Below are 19,890 nucleotides of genomic sequence, written 5' to 3'. Positions count from 1 at the left end.
GAATAACTCCTTACGCGCTCAGCAGTTGCTGCATATCTTCTTCTACGGTGGTCACGGAACGCAGACCAAACTTCTCGTTCAGCACGGCCAGCAGATCCGGCGTCAGGAAGCCAGGCGCGGTCGGGCCGGTCACAATATTGGTCACGCCCAGCGAGAGTAGGGTGAGCAAAATGACAATCGCTTTCTGTTCGAACCAGGAGAGCACCAATGACAGCGGCAGATCGTTTACGCCACAGCCCAGTTTCTCGGCCAGGGTGACGGCCAGAATAATGGCGGAGTAGGCATCGTTACACTGACCCGCATCGACCAGACGTGGCAGACCTTCGATGTTGCCAAAGTCCAGCTTGTTGAAGCGGTATTTACCGCAGGCCAGCGTCAGGATCAGACAGTCTTGCGGCACGCTGGTCGCAAAATCGGTGAAGTAGTTACGCTCGCCGCGCGCACCGTCACAGCCGCCAATCAGGAAGATGTGGCGCAGTTTTTCACGGCTGACCAGATCAATCAGGGAGTCCGCCGCACCCAGCAGGGTTTCACGTCCAAAGCCAACGGTGATCAGATGTTCGATTTCGCTGAACGGGAAGCCTGCCATCTGCTGCGCCTGGGTAATGACCGGCGCGAAATCGTCGCCTTCGAGGTGGCTCACGCCCGGCCAGCCGACGATGCTGCGGGTCCAGATGCGATCGTCATACGCGCCAACGGTGGGGTCGATGATGCAGTTAGAGGTCATCACGATAGGGCCAGGGAAGCGGGCAAACTCGACCTGCTGGTTCTGCCAGCCGCTGCCGTAGTTACCGACCAGATGTTTAAATTTACGCAGTTCAGGGTAACCGTGGGCGGGCAGCATTTCACCGTGGGTGTAGACATTCACGCCGGTGCCTTCGGTCTGTTTCAGCAGGTTGTAGAGGTCTTTCAGGTCGTGACCGGAGATCAGGATACACTTCCCGGCGGTGGCTTTCACGTTGACCTGAGTCGGGGTTGGATGGCCATAGGTACTGGTTTCACCGGCATCCAGAATGCTCATCACTTTGAAGTTCATCTGGCCGATTTCCATTGAACACGCCAGCAGCGCATTCATGTCGGCAGGCCAGGTGCCCAGCCACGCCATAATTTTATGGTACTGGGCGTAGATTTCGTTGTCGTACTGCCCCAGCACATGGGCGTGTTCCATATAGGCCGCAGCGCCTTTCAGGCCGTACAGGCAGAGCAGACGCAGGCCGAGAATGTTCTCGCCAATGGCCGCTTTGTCTTTGTTAGGGGTAAATTCGGCAGCCTGACGTTGCAGGTCGCCCAGATCGTCGCTGACCAGCTGCAGGTCCGCCATTGGGTTATCCACTGCGGCGCTGGCGTCGATCTCCAGGCTTTGTGCTTTTAATGCTTCGCGCAGCGCGATGGCTTCGCGGGCATAGCCAACGATGCGCGGAGAGTCGAAGTTTACGTTAGTGAGCGTGGAGAAAAAGGCGCGTGGCGCAAAATTGTCAACATAGTGATCGACAATGCCATAGTCGCGCGCTTTTGCGGCCCAGGCCGACAGCCCCTGCAGCGAGGCAATCAGCAAATCCTGCAGGTCAGACGTTTCTGCGGTTTTCCCGCACATACCCTGTGCGTAAGAGCAGCCATTACCGGCTGGGGTACGGATGGTTTGTTCACATTGCACACAAAACATAGACACACCTGTTAAAGTTATATTTGATATACATGTTTAAGGTTATGCCTGTGCAGAACGGGTGAAAAGTTCTTTCTTCAACAAAATAGAGGGTTATTGATTTAGCGCAATTTTGGCGGTAGCAGGCTACCGCCCGTGCGGGATTAAGCGGAGAAGACGGCCATTAAAACAGGGACAAGCAGGCTCAAAATAAACCCATGGACGATGGCCGCGGGGACCAGTTCAAGGCCGCCGGAGCGTTGTAATACCGGCAGGGTGAAGTCCATGGAGGTGGCCCCGCACAGCCCCAGCGCCGTGGAGCGGCTTTGGCGCACCAGACCCGGAATGAGCATGATGGCGATCAGCTCGCGGCCCAGATCGTTAAAGAAAGCGGCGCTGCCAATCACCGGCCCGAAGGACTCCGTCATCAGAATACCGGACAGCGAATACCAGCCAAAACCGGAGGCCATGGCCAGCCCGGTTTTGAGCGGCAGACCCAGAATAAACGCGTTAATTACGCCGCCGGTTAACGAGCTTGCCACTACCACAACGGCGACAATCATTCCGCGTCGGTTAAGCACAATCTGTTTCAGCGTCATGCCATTATTTCTGAGCTGTATGCCAATCAGGAATAACAGGAAAATAAGGGTATATTCGCTGGCCTCGGTAGCATGTTTCAAAAAAGCCAGACCGGTCAGGCCGAGCAGAAAACCTAATACGACTACGCCACACAGTTTTAATGATTCCAGGGCCATGGCAATACGCGAAGGCAATTTTTCCTGCTGATGGTGATTTTTCCACGGCAGAGCGCGTTCGAGCCACAAAAGGGCAGCAATGTTACAGGCTAATATCACCACAATCGTGACGATGGAATAATGCAGAATCGAAAGAAGATTGGCGGCCAAATTATCCAGGAACGCCAGGCTGATCCCCATGAAAAAAAGGATGATGTACACAATCCAGCTGAGAAAACGGTTAATCAGTTTTAACGCTGCGTCATGACGAAGGGGGATAAGATATCCCAGGATTAAGGGGAGCAGAATGATTAAGAGTCCTGAAAACATGAACAGCCGGGTCCTTTATGAGTGTCTGTTAAGCGCCTGAGACACTACCCAATAAAGGCGATTCAGTAAAGCAGCAAAAAGCCAGGGGCAGCTACGCCTGACCTGGCTTTGAAGGGGAGCGCTCAACCCGGGCGGGCAGGCGTTAATCCGCCCGACGGCGAAGAGTGCGTTGACTTAATCGCGTTTTTCCAGCAGCGTCCGGTACAGAATCCCGCCTAAGATACCGCCAATAATCGGCATCACCCAGAACAGCCAAAGCTGCTCAAGCGCCCAGCCGCCCTGGAAGATCGCCACGGCGGTACTGCGCGCCGGGTTCACGGAGGTGTTGGTAACGGGAATGGAGATCAGGTGAATCAAGGTCAATGCCAGACCGATCGCAACAGGGGCAAAACCTGCGGGCGCATTTTTATCCGTCGCACCGTGGATCACCAGCAGGAAACCAGCCGTCAGGACAATCTCAATTACAATAGCAGACAGCATTGAGAAACCGCCTGGCGAGTGCTCACCATAACCATTTGAGGCGAATCCGCTGGCGGCAGCGTCAAAGCCGGCTTTTCCGCTCGCGACAACGTAAAGGACAGCCGCGGCAATAATTCCGCCAACCACTTGCGCGATAATATATCCAATGACCTCTTTCGCCGGAAAACGGCCACCGGCCCACAGCCCCAGAGTCACCGCCGGATTAAAATGACCACCGGAAATATGACCGACCGCAAAGGCCATCGTTAATACGGTTAAGCCAAAGGCTAACGCCACGCCTGTGAAACCAATACCTAATTCCGGAAAAGCTGCGGCAAGCACGGCGCTGCCACACCCGCCAAAGACCAGCCAGAATGTACCAAAACATTCCGCCGCTAATTTTCTAAACATAACCACCTCAAAAACATTTTCTGCACGCGCTCGGCGAGCAGAGATTTATCGCCATAAAGGGATGACGACACAAAGAGGTCGTATTTTAGAAACCAATAACATCCCTTCGCTACTTAAATAAATTCGATAAATTTGATTTAAGGCAATGTGATGTCATTCCTTATTCGGGGAGGAGGTAAACAGAGCATAGTCTACGCTGCAGGCCGTCGTGAAGTGGCCAGCAAAGCCAGCACAGATGAACATCTGCCTTAAAAAAGGGGCTAAGATTGGCCAGGCATACACACCGGAGGTGTCTTACCGGATATCCTGCCGCTATACTGCTGATAACTTGAAGGAAAAAGTGCTCATTGGCCGGGGGATATATGCTTCTCGAACGCGTGGATATTGTAGGCTTCCGTGGCATCAATCGCTTGTCGCTAATGCTGGAACAGAACAACGTATTGATTGGTGAGAATGCCTGGGGTAAATCCAGCCTGCTGGATGCCCTGACGTTGCTGCTATCTCCCGACACCGATCTCTACAGCTTTGTTCGTGAGGATTTCTGGTTTCCGCCGGGGGATATTCACGGGCGCGAACACCATTTGCATATTGTCCTGACCTTTCGCGAAACCGAGCCGGGTCGCCATCGTGTACGCCGCTATCGCCCGCTCGCCGACTGTTGGGTGCGTGGCGACGATGGCTACCAGCGTATCTTCTATCGGCTTGAAGGGGAGTTGGGCGAAGACGACAGCGTAATGACGCTGCGCGGCTTCATGGACGCCGGTGGGCATTTGATTCCCCTGGATGACATCGACGAACGGGCACGTCATCTGGTGCGCCTGATGCCGGTATTAAGGCTGCGGGATGCCCGCTTCATGCGCCGGATCCGTAACGGTACGGTGCCCAATGTGCCCCAGGTGGAGGTGACCGCCCGCGAGCTGGACTTTCTGGCGCGCGAACTGGTCTCCCATCCGCAAAACCTGACGGACGGGCAGATTCGCCAGGGGCTGTCGGCGATGGTTCAACTCCTGGAGCATTACTTTTCTGAGCAGGGCAGCGCGCAAAGCCGAAACCGCCTGATGCGGCGTCGATCCCACGACGAGCAGCGAAGCTGGCGTTATCTGGACATCATCAACCGGATGATCGACAGGCCGGGCGGTCGGGCGCACCGGGTGATTCTGCTTGGGCTCTTTTCGACGTTACTGATGGCGAAAGGCAATATCCGTCTGGACAGAGATGCCCGGCCCCTGTTGCTGGTGGAAGATCCCGAAACGCGGCTGCATCCTATTATGCTCTCTGTGGCATGGCATTTACTGAATTTGCTGCCGCTGCAACGCGTCACCACCACGAACTCCGGCGAACTGCTTTCGCTCACGCCGGTAGAGCATGTGTGTCGGCTGGTACGCGAGTCTTCGCGCGTGTCGGCGTTTCGCCTTGGACCGGGCGGGTTAAGCGCCGACGATGGCCGCCGTATCGCTTTCCATATTCGTTTCAATCGTGCGTCATCGCTTTTTGCCCGCTGCTGGCTGCTGGTAGAAGGGGAGACGGAAACCTGGGTGATCAACGAACTGGCGCGCCAGTGCGGGCATCATTTCGATGCAGAGGGGATCAAGGTCATTGAGTTTGCCCAGTCGGGCTTAAAACCCCTGATTAAATTTGCCCGCCGTATGGGTATTGAATGGCACGTGCTGGTGGACGGCGATGAGGCGGGGAAAAAGTACGCCAGTACGGTTCGGGGTCTGCTCAATAACAACAGCGACGATGAGCGAGAGCATTTGACCACGCTGCCGGCGCTGGATATGGAACATTTTATGTACCGTCAGGGATTCGCCGACGTGTTTCATCGCATTGCGATGATCCCGGTGGGCGTGCCAATGAACATGCGCCGGATTATTACCAAGGCGATTCACCGTTCGTCAAAACCGGATCTGGCCATTGAGGTTGCCGCAGAGGCCGGAAGACGTGGCGTCGAGTCCGTGCCGCCTCTGCTACGTAAAATGTTTTCCCGCGTGCTCTGGCTGGCCCGCGGGAGAGCCGATTAACCGCGCGTGGCCTGGCTGACCTGTGCGGCCAGGCTGTCGAGCAGTTCATAGCGACGACGGTACTCTGCGCGTTTTTTGCTGGCGATCTCTTCCATGGGCTTACGCGGCATGGTCAGCGGCAGGATGAAGTGCCCGTGGTCTCCCTGTTCGCCACCCACGGAGCGCCAGAAGCTGTCGTAATCAGCCAGCAGCTTGCCCTCTTTTTTCTTACGATAGCGCAGGCTACGGTAGATATGGGTCGCATTACTCACGGCCACAATCTGCCTGACAGGGAAGGCTGCCCCCAGCGCCATCGCGGCTTCCAGAATTAACCGTTTCGGGAATAAACCGTGACAGGCCTTTGTCGCGCCCTGAATTAACTCGTGGGGCACAAAAGATTTCGCCCCCTGCAATCCCCCGATAAACAGGGTCAATTTTCCGTCGAACTGACACAGCGTAAAGGTCATTTCAGCGAGAACGGTTCCTTCGCTATCGCAAAACGCTACTGTAGCTTCACCTTCTTTATCCAGGAACGCATCGGCGCACAGTCGAATGGTAAAATGCTGCTCGTCTTTTCCGGTCAGGGTGAGTAAGGTCACTCCCTGTTTGGACAGATAACCATTGACCAGCGTCGCCGGGAGATGCTCATGCATAGCCTGATAGTGCCCGGTTAGCGCGTCCAGAGTTTGTTGCCGGTTCATTTTCACCGACAACCACGGGCGGTGCAGACGGCAGGGTAAACCGGGCTGAACATGAAGCATCTGTAACAACCGTGGCTGCTCAGCCAGCGAGGCAAGAAGCTGCGCCGTACTGAATGGCGTGGCTAACGAGCGCAACATAAACTTGCGACGATAGGCAGGATTTTGCCATGCCAGCCCCGGCGCGAGTTTACCCGCTGCAAGCTGTCGGAAAAGCTGCCAGCCCGATTTTGGTTGAGATTGCTGTGAATACGGTGTATCGACAATGGAAGACATGATAAATCCCGGCTTCTGGAGAAGATCCATATTTCAGCAGGGAGGATATCAACATCTCGTAAACAAACTTTTCATACACTCAAAAACAAGGGTTTCGTTGAGGAACAGTTTAGATAGAATCGACTGTTATCAATGCCAGAACATTTATTTGGAATATTTATGAAGCTCAAGGGAAAACGCAGGACGCTCTATCTTCTTCTGGCCGTTATTGTGCTGGCGGGGGGATTCTGGTTATGGCAGGTGCTGAACGCGCCTGTGCCACAGTATCAAACGCTGATTGTTCGTCCAGGAGAACTGCAGCAAAGCGTACTTGCCACCGGTAAGCTGGATGCCCTGCGCAAAGTTGACGTGGGTGCTCAGGTGAGCGGTCAGTTAAAAACCTTATCCGTTGAGATCGGCGACAAGGTGAAAAAAGGGCAGCTTCTGGGGGTGATAGACCCGGAGCAGGCCGAAAACCAGATCCGTGAAGTAGAAGCGACGCTGATGGAGCTGCGGGCGCAGCGCAGCCAGGCAGATGCCGAGCGCAAGCTGGCCCAGGTGACGCTTGGTCGACAGCAGTCGCTGGCGAAGACCCAGGCAATCTCCCGCCAGGATTTGGATACCGCGGTCACGGAGCTGGCGGTGAAACAGGCGCAAATTGGCACCATCGACGCGCAGATCAAACGCAATCAGGCGTCACTGGATACGGCAAAAACGAACCTCGATTACACCCGCATCGTTGCGCCAATGGCGGGCGAAGTGACCCAAATCACCACCCTGCAGGGGCAGACGGTGATTGCCGCACAACAGGCGCCTAATATTCTGACTCTCGCGGATATGGGCACCATGCTCGTGAAAGCGCAGGTTTCTGAAGCCGACGTCATCCATCTGAAGCCCGGGCAAAAAGCCTGGTTTACGGTACTGGGCGATCCGCAGACGCGTTATGAAGGCGTGCTAAAAGATATTTTGCCCACGCCTGAAAAAGTCAACGACGCGATTTTTTACAATGCGCGTTTCGAGGTGCCTAACCCGCAGGGCGTGCTTCGGCTGGATATGACGGCGCAAGTGCATATTCAGTTGACGGGCGTGAAGGACGTGCTCACCGTGCCGCTGGCGGCGCTGGGCGAACCGGTGGGCAACAATCGTTATAAAGTCAAAGTGCTGCGTAACGGTGAAACCCGTGAACGTGAAGTTGAAATCGGCGATCGCAACGATACGGATGTGGCGATCGTCAAAGGGCTGGAAGAGGGTGACGAGGTGATTATCGGCGAAACCCTGCCGGGAGCGGCGAAATGACCGCTTTGCTCGAGCTGAATGATATTCGCCGGAGCTATCCTTCCGGGGATGGCTCGGTGGAGGTCCTGAAGGGCATTTCTCTGCGCGTTGAGGCAGGCGAGATGATCGCCATTGTGGGGGCATCGGGTTCCGGTAAATCCACCTTGATGAATATTCTTGGCTGTCTGGATAAACCGACCAGTGGGTCCTACCGCGTGGCGGGCACGGACGTGTCGACGCTGGATAGCGATGCGCTGGCAAAATTGCGACGTGAACATTTTGGCTTTATCTTCCAGCGCTACCACTTGCTGTCGCACCTGACGGCGGCGCAAAACGTCGAGGTTCCGGCGGTGTATGCCGGGGTCGAGCGAAAAAAACGGCTGGAGCGGGCAAAAAGCCTGTTGACGCGGCTGGGGCTGGCGGAGCGCGTGGATTATCAGCCATCGCAGCTGTCTGGCGGCCAGCAGCAGCGCGTCAGTATCGCCCGCGCGCTGATGAACGGCGGCCAGGTCATCCTGGCGGATGAACCCACCGGGGCGCTCGACAGCCATTCAGGCGAAGAGGTGATGGCGATTCTGCATCAGCTTCGCGATCAGGGACATACGGTGATTATTGTCACCCACGATCCTCTGGTGGCCTCTCAGGCTGAACGGATCGTTGAGATCCACGATGGCGAACTGATCAGTAATCCTCCGCCCAAAACATCCCAGGCGGGCGTCGCCCGTGAGGTCCTTCCGCCACCGTCGGGCTGGGGGCAATTCGTCAGCGGATTTCGTGAAGCGCTGACCATGGCCTGGCTGGCGATGGCCGCCAATAAAATGCGCACCCTGTTGACCATGCTCGGGATTATTATCGGTATCGCGTCGGTGGTGTCGATTGTGGTGGTCGGCGATGCGGCCAAACAGCTGGTGCTCGCGGATATCCGGGCAATTGGCACCAACACCATTGATGTCTATCCCGGAAAAGATTTTGGTGACGATGAGCCGCAAAATCAGCAGGCACTGAAATACGCCGATCTGGCGGCCCTTCAGAAACAGCCCTGGGTGAATTCAGCGACCCCTTCGGTATCGCAAAGCCTGCGTCTGCGTTATGGCAACATTGACGTCGCCGCCAGCGCAAACGGCGTCAGCGGTGATTTTTTTAATGTCTATGGCATGACCTTCAGTGAAGGGGCGACGTTCAACGCAGAGCAGCTTGCGGGCAGAGCGCAGGTTGTCGTGCTCGATGAAAACTCGCGTAAGCAGCTCTTCCCCAATAAGACGCAGGTGGTGGGGGAAGTGATTCTGGTGGGTAACATGCCCGCCACGGTCATTGGCGTGGCGGAGGAGAAGCAGTCGATGTTTGGCAGCAGTAAGCTTCTGCGCGTCTGGCTGCCGTATACCACCCTCTCCGGGCGAATTATGGGGCAGTCCTGGCTTAACTCGATCACCGTGCGTGTGAAAGAGGGCTTTGACAGCACGCAGGCGGAACAGCAGCTTGAACGTCTGTTAACGCTGCGGCATGGCAAAAAGGATTTCGTCACCTTTAATATGGACGGTCTCTTGAAAACGGCGGAAAAGACCACACGTACTCTTCAGCTGTTCCTGACGCTGGTGGCGGTGATTTCACTGGTCGTCGGGGGGATTGGCGTGATGAATATCATGCTGGTATCGGTGACGGAGCGCACGCGAGAAATCGGGATCCGTATGGCGGTAGGCGCCAGAGCCAGTGACGTGCTGCAACAGTTTTTGATTGAAGCGGTGCTGGTTTGTCTGGTGGGCGGCGCGTTAGGCATTGCGCTGTCGATGCTGATAGCTTTTACGCTGCAGCTCTTTTTACCCGGCTGGGAAATTGGCTTTTCGCCCTTTGCGTTGCTTACGGCATTTTTATGTTCGAGCTTTACCGGCATTCTGTTTGGCTGGTTACCGGCCCGCAATGCGGCGCGACTGGATCCGGTCGATGCCCTGGCACGTGAGTAAACCGGGCACAGCACGCCCTGAATAAAAATGCCAGCCGATCGGGCTGGCATTTTGACCGCGTGATGTACACAATGAAGTTAAGAGCTAAGCAACCGTTTCTGCTTCAAGGGGCACAATGAGACTGGCATGATTGCCTTTCGGACCCTGATGAACATCAAACCGAACCGACTGCCCGGCTTTTAGCGTTCTGTAACCATCCATCTGAATGGTGGAATAGTGAGCGAAGATGTCTTCGCCGCCGCCTTCAGGGCAGATGAATCCAAACCCTTTGGCGTTGTTGAACCACTTAACAATACCCGTTTCCATGCTTCGACATCCTTCGTATATCTTATTAAGTAAGATGGAATGAACCGGAGGTGAAGTGGGGGCTGTTCAAAACCTCGCCAGTTCACGCTTGTACAATTTAGAGAAACCAACCCTAGCGTCAAGCGTTTGGCACCGGAGAAGGGTCAACAATTAATCAAAGTTTGAAGCAGTTAACGCTATTGGCGGGAATGTGACAGACATCGCGGATGGCAGTAATAGATGTTTGCTATCGGCTATCTGAGGTAGATTCAGAGATGAAAACTGACAATGGGTAAGACGAATGACTGGCTGGATTTTGACCAGCTGGCGGAAGATAAACTGCGCGACGCGCTAAAACCGCCATCTATGTATAAAGTTATGTTAATGAACGATGATTACACGCCGATGGAATTTGTTATTGACGTGCTACAAAAGTTCTTTTCTTATGATGTAGAACGTGCAACGCAACTGATGCTTACCGTTCACTATCGAGGGAAAGCGATTTGCGGGATTTTTACCGCTGAAGTCGCCGAGACGAAGGTCGCGATGGTGAACGACTATGCCAGGGAGAACGAGCATCCGTTGCTGTGTACGCTGGAAAAAGCCTGAAAAGGCATAAAAATTGGGGGAGGTGCCTATGCTCAATCAAGAACTGGAACTCAGTTTAAACATGGCTTTCGCCAGAGCGCGTGAGCACCGACATGAGTTTATGACGGTCGAGCACTTGCTGCTTGCACTGCTTAGCAACCCATCTGCCCGCGAAGCGCTGGAAGCCTGCTCCGTGGATCTGGTGGCGCTGCGTCAGGAACTCGAAGCCTTCATCGAACAAACCACACCGGTGCTGCCCGCCAGTGAAGAGGAGCGCGACACGCAACCGACGCTCAGCTTCCAGCGCGTCCTGCAGCGTGCGGTGTTCCACGTCCAGTCCTCTGGCCGTAGCGAAGTGACCGGTGCCAATGTGCTGGTGGCTATCTTCAGCGAACAGGAGTCGCAAGCGGCGTATCTGCTGCGCAAACATGAAGTCAGCCGGCTTGATGTGGTCAACTTCATCTCTCACGGAACGCGCAAAGACGAACCTAACCCGTCGTCGGATCCTGGCAGTCAGGTCAATAACAATGAAGAGCAAGCAGGCGGGGAGGATCGTATGGAAAACTTCACCACCAACCTTAATCAGCTTGCTCGCGTGGGCGGTATCGATCCGCTGATTGGCCGCGACAAAGAGCTGGAGCGTGCTATCCAGGTCCTGTGCCGTCGTCGTAAGAATAACCCGCTGCTGGTGGGGGAATCGGGCGTCGGGAAAACGGCGATTGCCGAAGGGCTGGCCTGGCGTATCGTCCAGGGCGATGTGCCGGAAATCATGGCCGATTGCACCATCTACTCGCTGGACATCGGCTCTCTGCTGGCGGGTACCAAATATCGCGGTGATTTTGAAAAACGTTTCAAAGCCCTGCTGAAACAGCTGGAACAGGACACCAGTAGCATCCTGTTTATCGATGAAATTCACACCATTATCGGTGCGGGTGCGGCCTCGGGCGGCCAGGTGGATGCGGCTAACCTCATCAAACCGCTGCTCTCCAGCGGCAAGATCCGCGTGATGGGGTCGACCACGTATCAGGAGTTCAGCAACATTTTCGAAAAAGACCGTGCTTTGGCGCGTCGCTTCCAGAAAATCGATATTACTGAGCCTTCTGTGGACGAAACGGTGCAGATCATCAACGGCCTGAAGACGAAGTACGAAGCGCACCACGACGTGCGTTATACCGCAAAAGCGGTGCGTGCGGCGGTGGAGCTGGCGGTGAAATACATTAACGATCGCCATCTGCCGGACAAAGCGATTGACGTGATTGACGAGGCCGGGGCGCGTGCCCGACTGATGCCAGTCAGCAAGCGCAAGAAAACCGTCAACGTGGCGGATATCGAATCCGTGGTGGCGCGTATTGCGCGTATCCCTGAGAAGAGCGTCTCTCAGAGCGACCGCGACACGCTGCGTACCCTTGGCAACCGTCTGAAGATGCTGGTGTTTGGTCAGGATAAAGCCATTGAGGCCTTAACCGAAGCCATCAAAATGGCGCGTGCGGGTCTGGGCCATGACCATAAGCCTGTGGGTTCATTCCTGTTCGCCGGCCCGACCGGGGTAGGTAAAACCGAGGTGACGGTACAGCTCTCCAAAGCGCTGGGCATTGAGCTGCTGCGTTTTGATATGTCCGAGTACATGGAGCGTCACACGGTCAGCCGTTTGATTGGTGCGCCTCCGGGATACGTCGGATTCGATCAAGGCGGTCTGCTGACCGACGCGGTGATCAAACATCCGCATGCGGTTCTGCTGCTTGATGAGATTGAGAAAGCGCACCCGGACGTGTTCAACATCCTCCTGCAGGTGATGGACAACGGAACGCTGACCGATAATAACGGGCGCAAAGCGGACTTCCGCAACGTGGTGCTGGTGATGACCACCAACGCCGGCGTGCGTGAAACCGAACGTAAATCCATTGGCCTTATCCACCAGGATAACAGCACCGATGCGATGGAAGAGATCAAAAAGATCTTTACGCCGGAGTTCCGTAACCGTCTGGACAACATTATCTGGTTCGATCATCTGTCAACCGAGGTGATCCATCAGGTTGTTGATAAGTTCATCGTCGAGTTGCAGGTTCAGCTGGATCAGAAAGGCGTCTCCCTGGAAGTGAGCCAGGAAGCCCGCAACTGGCTGGCTAATAAAGGCTACGACCGTGCGATGGGTGCACGTCCTATGGCGCGAGCCATCCAGGACAACCTGAAAAAACCGTTGGCTAACGAGCTGCTGTTCGGCTCGCTGGTGGACGGCGGCCAGGTCACCGTGGCGCTCGACCCGGCGAAGGATGAACTGACGTACGATTTCCAGAGTGCGCAGAAGCATAAACCGGAGGCGGCACACTAAGGTGTATGGTGTGTGACTCTAAAAGCCGGGTTCAAAAACCGGCTTTTTTATGCGTGTTATCCAGGAGAAATTGCCGGTCCGATTTTAGTCACTCTCCCATAGGGAGAGGGAATCTGGCCGCACCATCTCATTCCCTCTCCCTTCGGGAGAGGGGTAGGGTGAGGGAAAAAGACTGCACGACCTTCTCCTCGCCGGCAATTATTCACGCCATGGCTGATGAATTTACTGTCCTCACACTCGGATTCACAGTATCGATTTCAACGGTCTCCAGGTTCAATAACTCTAGGCCTGATTGCAGACCCTTATTTTTGGCATTAATCTAAGTTGTTGATTTTTATTATTGTAAATAATCGCCGAGAAAAAAGGGTTAAAGGAGGGACATGTTGATTATTTTATTCCGGAACAATAAGATAGCGACAGAGCGCCTCAGTTCACTGCCGTACAGGCAGCTTATAAAGTCCTGATGGGCAAGATCCAGTCGTCGTGGCAGTTCACTGCCGTACAGGCAGCTTAGAAAATGACGTTTGTCTACCGCGACGGCACTATCCGGTTCACTGCCGTACAGGCAGCTTAGAAAAATAAAAAAGGCCGCCTGAGCGACCTGTTTAAGTGCACTGCCGCACAGACAGCTCAAATAAAAACCCTGCCATCCTGATTAACATTCCCTGTCATTCTGGCGCCCAAAAATTACCCAATCCTTACCCAGAATATACCGCAGAAATCACTCCTGGCCGTTTGCGGCACGCCATTCATTGAATTCTATTAATCAGCTAACGAACCCAATAAATAAGGCCGGGAATTATCCCGGCCTTGTTTAAATATTCATCTGCCTTTACAGGCGAAAGCGATTAGCGACTACGGAAGACAATGCGGCCTTTGCTCAGGTCGTACGGGGTCAGCTCAACAGTCACTTTGTCGCCCGTTAAAATGCGGATGTAGTTTTTACGCATTTTACCGGAGATATGCGCGGTTACCACGTGACCGTTTTCCAGCTCTACGCGAAACATGGTGTTAGGTAACGTATCAAGTACGGTACCCTGCATTTCAATATTGTCTTCTTTGGCCATCTAATCCTCTGGGGTATCACTACCAAGTTTTGAACCGGCAAGATAATGCCGAAATTCATCAATTAAGTAAAGAATTGCGCGTTTAAAACGCAGCAAAACAGTTTCGGCGCATTGCCCAGTCGTCACGGTATAACCGCACGAGAAGCGCATTCGTAAAGGGGACGACAGGATAAACGTCAGGACGTTATCTGATGCGAAGGGTTCCCAAACGGCGGCGGGGCAACAGGCAGAACCTACTCTGCGGCACCAATTATAACACCGCTCGTCAAAAATGGGCGGAAAACATTTACATCTGAGGCAGAAACAGCGTGCGGGGAACCCAAAAGTTGTGCGGCAGCTTCTGTAAACGCAAGTTATCCAGCTGGTCAAGGTAGTGTCGGCGAGTGATTTCAACCGCGCCCAGCGATGCGGTGTGCTCGTTCAGCACCTGGCAGTCCAGCAGCTTGCCGCCGCGCTGGGCGAATTCCTGGCAAAAAACCAGCAGGGCGGTTTTGGAGGCATTAACGGCACGGCTGAACATCGATTCACCACAAAATAGCGTTCCTTGCGAAACCCCGTACATGCCGCCAACCAGTTCGCCTTCACGCCAGACCTCAATGGAGTGGGCATGCCCAAGCTCATGTAAACGATGATAAGCCACATTGATATCACGCGTGATCCAGGTCCCTTCATCCCTGTCCGCCGCGCATCCCTCCAGCACCTGTCCGAAGGCATGGTTGATAGTTACTTTATACGGTGATTTAGCATGAAAACGCTTCATGCTACGGCTCAGATGAAATTCTTCAGGAATCAGCACGGCACGCGGATCCGGTGACCACCATAAGATGGGATCGCCCGGCGAAAACCACGGAAAAATACCGCGCTGGTAGGCCATCAACAGCCGGGCAGGGCTGAGATCGCCTCCCAGCGCCAGCAGTCCGTTAGGTTCACGCAGCGCGCCCTCCGGGGAAGGGAACGCAATATTATGCCGAGAAAGCTGGACCAGGCGCATGACAGCAAAACTCCAGTACGCGAGTAGGATCGATAAGAATATAGTCTACAGACGTTGTTTTAACTGGAAGTATCGACCCTGTTTCGCCAACAGCTCTGCGTGATTACCTTGCTCAATAATGTGACCATTGTCCATCACAATTATCTGATCAAAGTGAGCCAGCCCACGCAGGCGGTGCGTGACCATCAGAACGGTTTTGTCCTTCATGACCTGTGCCAGCAAATCAAGAATTTGGCTTTCCGTTGTAGCATCCAGCCCTTCGGTCGGTTCATCAAGCAGCATCAGCGGCGCATCGTGCAGCAATGCCCGCGCAATTGCCAGACGACGCAGTTCTCCGCCGGAGAGTTGTCGACCGCCTTCCCCCAGCCAGCTGTTAAGCCCTTCATCCTCCAGCAGCTTTTGCAGACCCACCTGCTCAAGCGCCGCGCGCAGCCGTTCGTCAGTTGCCGTGGGTGACGCCAGCAGCAGGTTGTCACGCAGAGTGGCGCTGAACAGATGAACACGCTGTGTCACAACGCTCATGGCCTGACGCAGGGCAGATTCACTGCAGGCATTAAGCGGCATATCATTCAGCAGAAGGGTGCCTTCGCGGGGATCCCACGCGCGGGTTATCAGCTGCAGCAGGGTTGATTTGCCGCAGCCGGTACGTCCCAGGATAGCAACGTGCGTCCCCGCAGGAATCTCCAGGGTGATGTCGTTAAGGGCGCTCTGAAGTTGCCCGTCATAGGCAAACGTCACGTTTTGCAGGTGCAGCGACGCCTGCGTCGGTGCAGGCGTATTTTGACCGGTGAACTGCACTTCCGGCGTTTGCTCAGTCAACTGAGTGATGCGCACCGCGGAGGCGATCACCTGGCCCAGATGCTGGAATGCGCCTGTTACCGGCGCCAGTGCCTCGAAGGCGGCCAGCGCACAGAAGACAAACAGCGCAATCAGCGCACCGGGCTGCAGGTTATCCCCCACGCCGCCGGAGGCCATCCACAGCATGGCGATGACCGCCACGCCGCCAATCAGCGTCATTAATGCCTGGGAGAACGCCGTCAGCTCGGATTGTCTGCGCTGGGCTTCGTGCCAGCTCAGTTCCGTGCTGTCCATTCGCGCACGGTAGCGTCGGCTGGCACCAAAAATAGTCAGCTCGGCTTGCCCCTGCAGCCAGGCGGTCAACTGCTGGCGATACTCCCCGCGTAAGCGGGTAAGATTTTCACCGGCAGGCTTACCCGCGCGATAGAACAGAGGCGGCAGCAAAACCAGGGTCAGGAGCATGATCCCACCCAGGGTGAGTGCAATCTGAACGTCCAGGAAACAGAGCCCGAGCGTGACCACGACGATGACTACAAAGGCCCCGACCAGTGGCGACAACACGCGCAGATAGAGGTGATCCAGCGTATCCACGTCGGCCACGATGCGGTTAAGCAGTTCACCCTGACGAAAACGTGCCAGACCGGCAGGGGAGAGCGGCAGCAGCTTGCTGAACGCGAAAACGCGCAGGTGCTGCAGGACACGGAAGGTGGCATCGTGGCTCACCAGTCGCTCAAAATAGCGCCCGGCCGTACGGGCAATGGCGGTACCGCGGACGCCTGCCGCCGGGAGCATATAGTTAAAGCTATACAGCCCGGCAAAACCCGCCACGGCAGAGGCAGAAAGGAACCAGCCGGAGAGGGTGAGCAGACCAATGCTTGCCAGCAGGGTGAGGATCGCCAGCACGATGCCCAGCGTTAACATCCATTTATGGCGTGAATACAGAGCCAGATAAGGCAACAGGGCGCGCATTAAATATCCTCCTGACGGTTTGCCAGCAGGGCGGCAAAATGGCCCTGCGCGGCGGCGAGCGTGGCAAAATCACCTTGCTCAACGAGCCGTCCATTATCCATAACCCAAATATGATCCCAGTCGGTGATGCCTTCCAGCTGATGTGTCACCATCAGCGTCGTTTGCTGCGTAGACGCCTCGTTGAGGGCGTGCATTACGCGCTGTTCGCTGTGCGCATCCAGACTCGCGGCGGGTTCATCCAGCAGCATCAGTTGACAAGGGTTGAGCAGTGCGCGGGCGACGGCAACGCGCTGCGCCTGGCCGACGGATAAGCCTGCCGCCTGATCGCCGATAACGGTGTCGAGACCTTCAGGCAGAGTAGGCAGGAATTCGCTTACCCAGGCGCGGTCGAGCACGGCGTTCAGCTCATTTTCACGGGCATCCGGTCGGGCAAGAAGAACGTTTTCACGAAGCGTTGGTGCGGGGAGCTGAGGGTTTTGTCCAACCCAGCTGAGCTGCCTGCGCCAGGCGTCAGGTTCGAGCGAACGCAGCTCGGCACCGTTGATGCGCAGTGAACCGCTGTAGGCCATAAAGCCCGCCAGCGCATTCAGGAGCGAGGTTTTACCCGAACCACTGGTCCCGACCAGCACCACGCGGTGTCCGGCGGGCAGCGAGAAGTTAAGCGGCCCGGCCAGTATTTTACCTTCAGGTGACAGGATGCAGAGATCTTCTGCTTCTAATGAAACGGGCTCATTAGCGTTTAACGTCACATCGCCGCGCTCAGGATGCGCCAGCGGCGTTTCGAGGAAGGTTTTCAGGCTGTCGGCTGCGCCAACGGCCTGTGCTTTGGCATGATAAAACGTACCCAGATCGCGCAGCGGCTGGAAGAACTCCGGTGCCAGAATCAGAGCAAGGAATCCTGCTGAAAGCGTTACCGCGGTGCCGTAATGTCCAAAGTCCAGCGCACCCAGGTAGGAAAAGCCAAAGTAAACCGCGACCAGCGCAATCGACAGCGAGGTGAAGAATTCCAGTACGCCTGAGGAGAGGAAGGCCATCCGCAGCACTTCCATGGTGCGCTGGCGGAAATCCTGCGAGGCGAGACGGATATTCTCCGTTTCGGCTTCTCCGCGACCAAAGACGCGTAACGTCTCCATGCCGCGCAGACGATCGAGGAAATGCCCGCTCAGACGGCCCAGCGCCAGAAAGTTGCGTCGGTTCGCATCGGCGGCGCCCATACCGACCATCGCCATAAACATAGGGATAAGCGGGGCGGTGCCCAGTAAAATCAGAGCGGCGACCCAGTTAGTGGGGAAGATAGCGATCACAATCAGGAGCGGAACGAAGACCGCCAGCGCCATCTGTGGAAGATAGCGGGCATAGTAATCGTGCATATCGTCGATCTGCTCGAGGATCAGTGTAGCCCAGCTTCCGGCCGGTTTACCCTGAATCCAGGCGGGTCCGGCTTCCTGAAGCCTGTCCAGCACCTTGCGCCGTATCTCATAGCGGATATGTTGTCCGGCGTGAAAACCGACGCGTTCGCGCAGCCATACCACCCAGGCACGCAAAATAAATACCAACACCAGCACGATAAAGGGCAGCAGCAGCGCTTCCCGCGGGATGTTCTCCATGATCATATGATTAAGAATGCGGGCCAGCAGCCAGGCCTGACCGACAATCAACAGGCCACTGATAAATCCCAGAAGACGGGAGATATTCAGCCAGCGGCGGGAAAGAACGCTTTGCTCTTTTAGCCAGCGAGTTAACTCTTGTTGACGGTTTTTTTCCATTGCGCGCTTTGCAGGTGAGTTATAAGAAATTTTACTTCGGCAATGGTACATCCTGGAAAAAATAAAGGCGACTCATCGCCGCCTTTATTTACGTTTGTTACTGACTTGTAAAGATTATTTACTCAGTTCAGCCAGACCGTCGAGGTAACGTTCAGCGTCCAGCGCGGCCATACAGCCAGTGCCGGCAGAGGTGATTGCCTGACGATAAATGTGATCCATTACGTCGCCCGCAGCAAAGACACCCGGGATGCTGGTCTGGGTCGCGTTTCCGTGAATGCCAGACTGGACTTTGATGTAGCCGTTTTCCAGCGCCAGTTGGCCGTCAAAAATGCCGGTATTCGGGCTGTGGCCGATCGCCACGAAAAGACCCGCCACCTCGAGCGACTCGACGTTATCAGCGTTCTGCGTGTCGCGAAGACGCAGACCCGAGACGCCCATTTGATCGCCCGTCACTTCTTCCAGCGTACGGTGGGTATGCAGAACGATGTTGCCGCTTTCCACTTTATCCATCAGACGCTTGATCAGGATTTTTTCTGCACGGAACGTATCGCGACGGTGAATCAGATGCACCTCAGATGCGATGTTCGCCAGATAAAGCGCCTCTTCAACCGCGGTATTACCGCCGCCGATCACGGCCACTTTCTGGTTGCGATAGAAGAAGCCATCGCAGGTGGCGCACGCTGACACACCGCGGCCTTTATAGGCTTCTTCAGAAGGCAGGCCGAGGTAACGGGCAGAAGCACCGGTTGCAATGATCAGCGCGTCACAGGTGTACTCCCCGCTGTCGCCCACCAGGCGGAACGGACGATTTTGTAGATCAACCTTGCTGATATGATCGAACAGAATTTCGGTCTCGAACTTGGCCGCATGTTCGTGCATGCGCTCCATCAGCAGCGGTCCGGTCAGGTCGTTCGGATCGCCAGGCCAGTTTTCTACTTCCGTTGTGGTGGTCAACTGACCGCCTTTTTCCATGCCGGTAATTAGTACCGGGTGCAGGTTAGCGCGTGCAGCGTAGACCGCTGCGGTATAGCCCGCAGGTCCGGAACCCAGGATAAGTAGTTTACTGTGTTTGGCCGTGCCCATGAGATCCCCATTGTTGTTGGCAGACATTTGGCTGGATTGTAGGGAATTTGTTGCCGTAAAAAAAGAGCATAGCCGTTTTGATATCGATATCTGCAATAGCCACAGGCGATGGGTCGCCTGAACTGGCATCACACTTTCTCCTGAAAATCGGTTGATTATAAGGCGATAAAATGAGGATTAATTGCCGGTCGCAATGAATAACTGGCACGTTGTACTAAAAATCGATGTTTTGCTTTGACAATCCCCTGCGCT

At 55.2% G+C, this 19,890-nt stretch carries 15 protein-coding genes; 5 read left to right on the top strand and 10 right to left on the bottom strand.

All coding sequences use genetic code 11. From position 1 onward, the window contains the following. Positions 1–10: 10 nt before the first annotated feature. From hcp to aqpZ, 3 genes are all read right to left on the bottom strand, one after another. Entirely contained in the window at positions 11–1,663 is a 1,653-nt protein-coding gene (hcp, locus tag LZP96_RS02520) for a hydroxylamine reductase (RefSeq protein WP_064325529.1), read from the bottom strand. Positions 1,664–1,806: 143 nt separating this feature from the next. Next, positions 1,807–2,706, bottom strand: coding sequence for a LysO family transporter (locus LZP96_RS02515; RefSeq protein ID WP_064325530.1), 900 nt, complete (start codon positions 2,704–2,706; stop codon positions 1,807–1,809). A 174-nt stretch (positions 2,707–2,880) separates the two neighbouring features. Beyond that, positions 2,881–3,576 (bottom strand): aquaporin Z, encoded by a 696-nt coding sequence (gene aqpZ / locus LZP96_RS02510; RefSeq protein WP_064325531.1) that lies wholly within the window; start codon positions 3,574–3,576, stop codon positions 2,881–2,883. A 362-nt stretch (positions 3,577–3,938) separates the two neighbouring features. Here aqpZ and LZP96_RS02505 point away from each other — a divergent pair, with 362 nt between their 5' ends. Next, the gene (locus LZP96_RS02505; protein WP_064325532.1) at positions 3,939–5,597 is read left to right on the top strand and encodes an ATP-dependent endonuclease; all 1,659 of its coding nucleotides are present in this window, start codon (positions 3,939–3,941) and stop codon (positions 5,595–5,597) included. Here the strand turns inward: LZP96_RS02505 and LZP96_RS02500 are convergent. Beyond that, positions 5,594–6,550, bottom strand: a complete 957-nt coding sequence (locus LZP96_RS02500) for a VirK/YbjX family protein (RefSeq protein WP_064325533.1) — start codon at positions 6,548–6,550, stop codon at positions 5,594–5,596. The two genes, LZP96_RS02505 and LZP96_RS02500, sit on opposite strands and share 4 nt — an antisense overlap. A 159-nt stretch (positions 6,551–6,709) precedes the next feature. On the opposite strand from LZP96_RS02500, the gene macA reads away from it, so the two are divergent. Then, positions 6,710–7,825 (top strand): macrolide transporter subunit MacA, encoded by a 1,116-nt coding sequence (gene macA / locus LZP96_RS02495; protein ID WP_064328097.1) that lies wholly within the window; start codon positions 6,710–6,712, stop codon positions 7,823–7,825. Next, entirely contained in the window at positions 7,822–9,762 is a 1,941-nt protein-coding gene (gene macB / locus LZP96_RS02490) for a macrolide ABC transporter ATP-binding protein/permease MacB (RefSeq protein ID WP_064325534.1), read from the top strand. Before macA ends, macB begins: the two co-directional genes overlap by 4 nt. Before the next feature lie 84 nt (positions 9,763–9,846). Here the strand turns inward: macB and cspD are convergent, their stop codons facing one another. After that, positions 9,847–10,068, bottom strand: a complete 222-nt coding sequence (cspD, locus tag LZP96_RS02485; protein ID WP_064325535.1) for a cold shock-like protein CspD — start codon at positions 10,066–10,068, stop codon at positions 9,847–9,849. Positions 10,069–10,335: 267 nt separating this feature from the next. On the opposite strand from cspD, the gene clpS reads away from it, so the two are divergent. Continuing rightward, positions 10,336–10,656 (top strand): ATP-dependent Clp protease adapter ClpS, encoded by a 321-nt coding sequence (clpS, locus tag LZP96_RS02480; RefSeq protein WP_064325536.1) that lies wholly within the window; start codon positions 10,336–10,338, stop codon positions 10,654–10,656. Between the two features lie 28 nt (positions 10,657–10,684). After that, positions 10,685–12,964, top strand: a complete 2,280-nt coding sequence (clpA, locus tag LZP96_RS02475; protein WP_064325537.1) for an ATP-dependent Clp protease ATP-binding subunit ClpA — start codon at positions 10,685–10,687, stop codon at positions 12,962–12,964. Positions 12,965–13,812: 848 nt separating this feature from the next. Here the strand turns inward: clpA and infA are convergent. The 5 genes from infA to trxB form a co-directional block, all read right to left on the bottom strand. Then, positions 13,813–14,031 carry a translation initiation factor IF-1 gene (gene infA, locus LZP96_RS02470; protein ID WP_002211347.1) on the bottom strand — a complete coding sequence of 73 codons (219 nt, stop codon included), beginning with the start codon at positions 14,029–14,031 and terminating at the stop codon, positions 13,813–13,815. 286 nt (positions 14,032–14,317) lie between these two features. Then, complete coding sequence (aat, locus tag LZP96_RS02460) at positions 14,318–15,022, bottom strand: leucyl/phenylalanyl-tRNA--protein transferase (protein ID WP_064325538.1); 705 nt, start codon at positions 15,020–15,022, stop codon at positions 14,318–14,320. Positions 15,023–15,067: 45 nt separating this feature from the next. Then, positions 15,068–16,789 (bottom strand): heme ABC transporter ATP-binding protein/permease CydC, encoded by a 1,722-nt coding sequence (gene cydC / locus LZP96_RS02455; RefSeq protein WP_064325539.1) that lies wholly within the window; start codon positions 16,787–16,789, stop codon positions 15,068–15,070. Next, entirely contained in the window at positions 16,789–18,555 is a 1,767-nt protein-coding gene (cydD, locus tag LZP96_RS02450) for a heme ABC transporter permease/ATP-binding protein CydD (protein ID WP_064325540.1), read from the bottom strand. Before cydD ends, cydC begins: the two co-directional genes overlap by 1 nt. A 114-nt stretch (positions 18,556–18,669) precedes the next feature. Next, positions 18,670–19,638, bottom strand: coding sequence for a thioredoxin-disulfide reductase (trxB, locus tag LZP96_RS02445; RefSeq protein WP_258925677.1), 969 nt, complete (start codon positions 19,636–19,638; stop codon positions 18,670–18,672). Between the last annotated feature and the right edge of the window lie 252 nt (positions 19,639–19,890).

Origin of the sequence: Huaxiibacter chinensis, from assembly GCF_022171985.1 — a bacterium.
In the GTDB taxonomy this organism is placed as follows: domain Bacteria; phylum Pseudomonadota; class Gammaproteobacteria; order Enterobacterales; family Enterobacteriaceae; genus Enterobacter; species Enterobacter chinensis_A.
The sequence above is the reverse complement of the archived record's forward strand: the minus strand, read 5'-3'. Positions and strand labels throughout refer to the sequence as shown.

Bases quoted from the DNA above. Each gene is read 5' to 3' on its own strand.
- infA (WP_002211347.1), bottom strand. From the start codon at position 14,031: ATGGCCAAAGAAGACAATATTGAAATGCAGGGTACCGTACTTGATACG.
- LZP96_RS02505 (WP_064325532.1), top strand. From the start codon at position 3,939: ATGCTTCTCGAACGCGTGGATATTGTAGGCTTCCGTGGCATCAATCGC.
- clpA (WP_064325537.1), top strand. From the start codon at position 10,685: ATGCTCAATCAAGAACTGGAACTCAGTTTAAACATGGCTTTCGCCAGA.
- cspD (WP_064325535.1), bottom strand. From the start codon at position 10,068: ATGGAAACGGGTATTGTTAAGTGGTTCAACAACGCCAAAGGGTTTGGA.
- aat (WP_064325538.1), bottom strand. From the start codon at position 15,022: ATGCGCCTGGTCCAGCTTTCTCGGCATAATATTGCGTTCCCTTCCCCG.
- hcp (WP_064325529.1), bottom strand. From the start codon at position 1,663: ATGTTTTGTGTGCAATGTGAACAAACCATCCGTACCCCAGCCGGTAAT.
- LZP96_RS02515 (WP_064325530.1), bottom strand. From the start codon at position 2,706: ATGTTTTCAGGACTCTTAATCATTCTGCTCCCCTTAATCCTGGGATAT.
- aqpZ (WP_064325531.1), bottom strand. From the start codon at position 3,576: ATGTTTAGAAAATTAGCGGCGGAATGTTTTGGTACATTCTGGCTGGTC.
- cydD (WP_064325540.1), bottom strand. From the start codon at position 18,555: ATGGAAAAAAACCGTCAACAAGAGTTAACTCGCTGGCTAAAAGAGCAA.
- macA (WP_064328097.1), top strand. From the start codon at position 6,710: ATGAAGCTCAAGGGAAAACGCAGGACGCTCTATCTTCTTCTGGCCGTT.
- trxB (WP_258925677.1), bottom strand. From the start codon at position 19,638: ATGGGCACGGCCAAACACAGTAAACTACTTATCCTGGGTTCCGGACCT.
- LZP96_RS02500 (WP_064325533.1), bottom strand. From the start codon at position 6,550: ATGTCTTCCATTGTCGATACACCGTATTCACAGCAATCTCAACCAAAA.
- macB (WP_064325534.1), top strand. From the start codon at position 7,822: ATGACCGCTTTGCTCGAGCTGAATGATATTCGCCGGAGCTATCCTTCC.
- clpS (WP_064325536.1), top strand. From the start codon at position 10,336: ATGGGTAAGACGAATGACTGGCTGGATTTTGACCAGCTGGCGGAAGAT.
- cydC (WP_064325539.1), bottom strand. From the start codon at position 16,789: ATGCGCGCCCTGTTGCCTTATCTGGCTCTGTATTCACGCCATAAATGG.